Source organism: Promicromonospora sp. NPDC057488 (assembly GCF_042802395.1).
Classification (GTDB): domain Bacteria; phylum Actinomycetota; class Actinomycetes; order Actinomycetales; family Cellulomonadaceae; genus Promicromonospora.
In genome coordinates this window covers 1-5,402 of the sequence record NZ_JBHVEG010000274.1, presented here as the reverse complement: position 1 = coordinate 5,402, position 5,402 = coordinate 1, and the positions used below count along the sequence as shown (strand labels likewise).

The window sequence follows — 5,402 nt, the reverse complement described above, 5'->3', positions numbered from 1 at the left end:
AGCTCGAGCTGCCGACCACCTGACCTTCTACCGATCACCCGAGCCCGACCGCGGGAGCCGCGGGGACCGCGGGAGCCGCGGGAGCGCCCGCGTCAGCTGCGCACGAACCGCAGCAGCGTCTCGTTCACCTCGTCGGCGTGGGTCCAGAGCAGGCCGTGCGGCGCTCCCTCGACCTCGACGTACTCGGCCTCGGGGAACGCGGCGTGGAAGGCGCGGCCGGTGGCGTCGATCGGCAGGATGTTGTCCTTGGTCCCGTGCAGGATCAGGGACGGCTTACCGGCGGCGCGCACGGCCTCGACGTCGGCCCGGAAGTCCTCGATCCAGGCGGAGACCACGGCGTACGCGGCGACCGGCGCGCTGCCCGTCGCGGTGTTCCAGCTCGCCGTGACGGCCTCCTGGCTGATGCGCGAGCCGAGGTTCTCGTCCAGGTTGTAGAAGTCCTGGTAGAAGTTCGTGAACCAGGCGAAGCGGTCGGCACGGGCCGCCGCCTCGATGCCGTCGAAGACGGACTGCGGCACACCGGTGGGGTTGTCGTCGGCCGCCACGAGGAACGGCTCGAGCGAGGCGAGGAACGCGAGCTTGGCGACGCGCTCGTGGCCGTGGTTCTTGACGTAGCGGGCGAGCTCGCCGGTGCCCATCGAGAAGCCGACCAGGATGACGTCGCGCAGGTCGAGCGTGTTCAGCACCGTGTCCAGGTCGGCGGCGAACGTGTCGTAGTCGTACCCGGCCCCGACCTTGCTCGACTTGCCGAACCCGCGGCGGTCATACGTGATCACGCGGTAGCCGGCCGCGATCAGCTCGCGCGACTGCCGCTCCCAGCTGTTGCCGTCGAGCGGGTACCCGTGGATGAGGACGACCGGCTGCCCCGATCCGTGGTCCTCGTAGTACAGCTCCGTGGGGGTGCTGTTCTCGGTGCCGACCGTGATGAAACCCATGATCCGTTCCCTTCTCGATCCTTCGCCCAGCGGAGAACGTTCGTTCTCCGCCCACATCCGTTACAGTAGAGAACGAACGTTCTCCGCGCAAGTCGTGCGGGACGGAAGACGGGGTGAGATCGCGATGATGGACGAGAAGGCCGCCCGCGAGGCCGTGGTCCGGGCCGCCGACGAGCTGTTCTACGCGCGCGGCGTACAGGCAGTGGGCATGGACGCGGTGCGGACGGCGGCGGGCGTGTCGCTCAAGCGGATCTACTCGCTCTTCGCCTCCAAGGACGAGCTGATCGTCGCCGTCCTGCACCACCGCACCGGGGTCTGGGACAGCGGCCTCGCGTCCGCGTCCGAGCGGGCCACCACGGCTCGCGAACGGATCCTGGCGATCTTCGACTTCCTCGACGCCTGGTTCCGCGAGCCGGACTTCCGCGGGTGCGCGTTCATCAACACCCACGGCGAGCTGGGCGCGTCGTCGATCGCGGTGGCGGACGCCGTCCGCGAGCAGAAGCGCACCTTCCAGGAGTACGTCGCCCAGCTCGTGGCCGACGCCGGGGCGCCGCCCGCCCTGGCGCCCCAGCTCGCCATCCTGGCCGAGGGCGCGCAGACCACGGCCGCCATCGCTGGCACCCCGGAGGCCGCGCACCACGCGCGGGCCGCCGCCGAGACCCTGCTCGACGCCGCCGTCCCGGCGCGGCCCGCGGCGGTGGTGGGATCATGAGCGACATGACGACCGACGAGTCCGAGAAGGGCACGCGCGAGGCGACCGCCAGCGCCGTGCCGGCGGCCGCGCACGACGCCGACGACTTCGCGTTCCGGTGGGCCTACGGAAACCCGGAGGCGCCGTTCACGATCGTGGAGTTCGGCGACTTCGAGTGCCCCTATTGCGGGGCGGCCAAGCCGGTGCTGCACGAGCTCATCAACGGCTCGGACGGCCAGGTCCGCCTGGTCTGGCGCCACTTCCCGCTGTTCGAGCCGCACCCGTACGCGCTCACCGCGGCCCTGGCGGCCGAGGCCGCGGGCCACCAGGGCGCGTTCTGGCCGATGGCCGGCCTGCTCTTCAAGAACCAGGACAGCCTCGACGACGCGTCGATCGTCCGGTACGGCGAGCAGCTCGACCTGGACACCTCCGCGCTGGTGGGCGACGGGGCGCAGAAGTTCGCCGACGCCGTCCGCACGGACTACCAGGACGGGATCGACGCCGGGGTGCACGGCACGCCGACGCTGTTCATCAACGGCGAGCCCTACCTGGGCGACGTCACCGTCACCGACCTGCGGGACACGATGGGCCTGTCGCGCAAGCGCGCGTCCCGCTGGGGCCGGTAGGTGCCTGCTAGCGCGCGAGCAGCGCGCGCAGGTGGCCGACGATCTCGTCCGGGGCCTGCTCGGCCATGAAGTGTCCGGCGGTCACCGTGCGGTGGTCGAGGTCGGCGGCCCAGGCCGACCACAGGCCGGCGGCGTCGTAACCGAGGGCGGCGCCCCAGTCCTGCTGGAGCACGGTGACTGGCATGGCCAGCCGGTGCCCGGCGGCCCGGTCGGCCTCGTCGTGCTCGATGTCGATCCCGGCAGACGCCCGGTAGTCCGCCACGATCGAGGGGACCGCCTCGCGCGACGCTCGCAGGTACTCCGCCCGGACCTCGGGCGGGATCGCCTCCTGGCTGGTGCCCCACGCGTCGAGGAAGAACGCGAAAAACTCGTCGGCTGCGCCCTCGATCATCCGCTCCGGGAGGCCGGGCGGCTGCGCCATCAGGTACAGGTGGAACGCGACGGCGGCGTTCGCCCCGTGCAGCACGTCCCACATGTCGAGGGTCGGGAGCACGTCGAGGATCGCCAGGTGGGTCACGCGGTCCGGGTGGTCCAGACCGGCGCGGACGGCGACGAGGGCGCCGCGGTCGTGGCCGGCGAGCGCGAACGTCTCGTGGCCGAGCGCCCGCGCCAGGTCCACGACGTCCTGCGCCATGGTCCGCTTGGAGTACGTGTCCCGGTCCTGCTCGGCCGGCTTGTCGCTGTCCCCGTACCCGCGCAGGTCGGGGACGATCACCGTGTGCTCGCGGGCGAGGTCCGCCGCGACGTGGCGCCACATCAGGTGGGTCTCGGGGAACCCGTGCAGCAGGACCACCGGGCTGCCGGCGCCGCCGACGGCTACGTTGAGGTGCACGTCGCCCACGGCGACGCGCTGGTACTCGAACTGAGGAATCTTCGTTGTTGTCATGCCCCCAATCTCCGCCACGTGGATGAGCAGCCGATGAGTGACCGATCTGGAGGGCCCGCCGCGGCGACGGCGCAGGTCCGGGTGGGCGTGCTCGGCCCGGTCACGGCCTGGGTCGACGACGCCGAGGCGGCGCTCGGCGGCCCGCGCCAGCGGGCGGTCCTCGCGCGCCTGGTGGCCGCCCGGGGCCGGGTCGTGACCGCCGACCGGCTGGTCGAGGACCTCTGGGACGAGCCGCCGCAGGGCGCGCTCGTGGCGCTGCGCACCTTCGTCGCGGCCCTGCGCCGGGCGATCGAGCCCGGGCGCGCGGCCCGCACCCCGGCGCGGGTGCTCGTCACCGACGGCCCGGGGTACGCGCTGCGGCAGGCCGACGTCGACGCCTGGGCGTTCGAGGCCGCGGTCTCGGGCGCGCGGGACCTGGCGCCCGCCGCGGCCCGCGCCGCGCTGGACCGGGCGCTGGACACCTGGCGCGGCGCGGCGTACGCGGGACTGGAGCAGCCCTGGGCCGTCGCGGAACGGGGCCGCCTGGCCGAGCTCCGGCTGGTCGCGGTCGAGCGCGTCGCCGAGGCGCGCACCAACCTGGGCGAGGCCGCCGACGTCGTCCCGGGCCTGGACGCGCACGTGACCGAGCACCCCTGGCGCGAGGAGGGCTGGCGGCTGCTCGCGCTGGCGCTGTACCGGTCGGGCCGGCAGGCCGACGCGCTGGCGGTGCTCCGCAGGGCCCGCGCCATGCTGGCCGGCGAGCTCGGCGTCGACCCGGGGCCGCGGCTCGCGGAGCTGGAGGCGCAGGTGCTGCGGCACGACCCGGGCACGGGCGGCACCCCCGGCGCCGACGACGTCTGGCGTGACACGGCGTCGGCCTACGAGCGGGTGGTCGCCGCCGGCGCGCGCACCCGGCTGGAGTCCACCACCACGCTGCTGCGCACCCTCGCGATGACCGGCGGTGAGGGCCTGGCCGCCGCCCGCGCGCAGCGCGTGGCCGCCGTAGGCGCCGCGGAGCAGCTCGGCGACCCCGACCTCACCGCGCGCGTGATCGGCGCGTTCGACGTGCCGGGTGCCTGGACCAGGTCGGACGACGCCGACCTGGCCGCCCAGGTGGTCGCCGCCGCCGAGCGGACGCTCGCCGCGCTGCCCGACGACGCGCCCGACGCCGTCCGGGCCAAGCTCCTGGCGACGGTGGCCGTCGAGTCACGGGGCCTGGCCAGGGCCCGCGGCCCGCGGGCGGCGCACGAGGCGGAGGCGCTCGCCCGGCGGTCCGGCGACCCGGCGGTCCTGGCGTTCGCGCTGGCCGGGCGGTACCTGACCCGGTTCGAGCACCCGGGCCTGGCCCCGGAGCGCGACGCGATCGGCGTCGAGCTCGTGTCGCTCGCCGCCCGGCACGGGCTGGCGACGTTCGAGATCCTTGGGCACCTGGTGCGGGTGCAGGCCCTGTCGGCCCTCGGCCGGTGGACCGACGCGCAGCGGCACGCGGACAGCGCCGGGGCGCTCGGCCTGCGGCACGAGCGGCCGCTGGTGGGCGTGTTCACCGCGTGGTTCGGGGCGCTGCGGGCGGCGGCAGCGGGGGTGCGGGGCGGAACGGGTCCCACGGCCGATGGCGAACGCCCCGCTCCCCCGGCGGGCGACGACGCGGCCGCCGTCGCGGACGCCGAGCGCGGATACCGGGCGGCCGCCGCGACGCTCGACGGCGCGGGGATGCCGGGGCTCACCGAAGGCCTGCTGCCGCTGGCGATCCTCGCACTGCGGGTCTGGCGCGGGCTCCCTGCGGAGGGCGTCGCGGCTGCTCCGGACGGGGGCTCCGCGCCGACCCTGGAGGACGCCGACTGGGGCCCCTACGAACCCTGGGCCCGCCCGCACCTGCTCCTGGCTCGCGGCGCCCGCGGCGACGCGGCGGCAGTCTCGGCGGCCGCCAAGGCCGTGCGCCGGATCCCGGACCCGCCGCCGGGCCTCCTGGCCGAGGTCCTCTGGATCCTGGCCGGACGCGCCGCCGTCGCGGTGGGCGACCGCCGGACGGCCGAGCGCGCCCGCGCGGCCCTGACCCCGGCCGCCGGCGAGATCGCGGCGGGCAGCGGCGTCCTGACGGCAGGCCCGGTCGAGGACCACCTGAACGCGCTGGAGGCGTTCCTCGCCGACTGACCCGCGGACTGGCCCGCTGCCGACCAGCCGCCCGACCCACCGCCCGACCGCCGCCAGCGCAGCGGGCGAACCTACCGACCATCTCCCCACTCACCTTTGAGGCCTAAGTTTCTTCGCTTTGACGAGTGTCAAAG

General features: G+C 74.9%; 5 protein-coding genes. 3 read left to right on the top strand and 2 right to left on the bottom strand.

What is annotated here, in order from left to right:
• Window positions 1-92 precede the first annotated feature (92 nt).
• Window positions 93-935 carry an alpha/beta fold hydrolase gene (locus tag ACFU5G_RS28890; RefSeq protein WP_377252399.1) on the bottom strand — a complete coding sequence of 281 codons (843 nt, stop codon included), beginning with the start codon at window positions 933-935 and terminating at the stop codon, window positions 93-95.
• Window positions 936-1,059: 124 nt separating this feature from the next.
• Between ACFU5G_RS28890 and ACFU5G_RS28885 the strand changes: the two genes are divergently transcribed.
• Complete coding sequence (locus ACFU5G_RS28885) at window positions 1,060-1,647, top strand: TetR/AcrR family transcriptional regulator (RefSeq protein WP_377252397.1); 588 nt, start codon at window positions 1,060-1,062, stop codon at window positions 1,645-1,647.
• Window positions 1,644-2,252: a DsbA family protein gene (locus ACFU5G_RS28880; RefSeq protein ID WP_121385327.1), complete on the top strand. Its 609-nt coding sequence runs from the start codon at window positions 1,644-1,646 to the stop codon at window positions 2,250-2,252. Before ACFU5G_RS28885 ends, ACFU5G_RS28880 begins: the two co-directional genes overlap by 4 nt.
• 7 nt (window positions 2,253-2,259) lie before the next feature.
• Here the strand turns inward: ACFU5G_RS28880 and ACFU5G_RS28875 are convergent, their stop codons facing one another.
• Window positions 2,260-3,138: an alpha/beta fold hydrolase gene (locus ACFU5G_RS28875; protein ID WP_377252395.1), complete on the bottom strand. Its 879-nt coding sequence runs from the start codon at window positions 3,136-3,138 to the stop codon at window positions 2,260-2,262.
• Between the two features lie 33 nt (window positions 3,139-3,171).
• On the opposite strand from ACFU5G_RS28875, the gene ACFU5G_RS28870 reads away from it, so the two are divergent.
• The gene (locus ACFU5G_RS28870) at window positions 3,172-5,268 is read left to right on the top strand and encodes a BTAD domain-containing putative transcriptional regulator (RefSeq protein ID WP_377252393.1); all 2,097 of its coding nucleotides are present in this window, start codon (window positions 3,172-3,174) and stop codon (window positions 5,266-5,268) included.
• The last annotated feature ends 134 nt before the right edge of the window (window positions 5,269-5,402 follow it).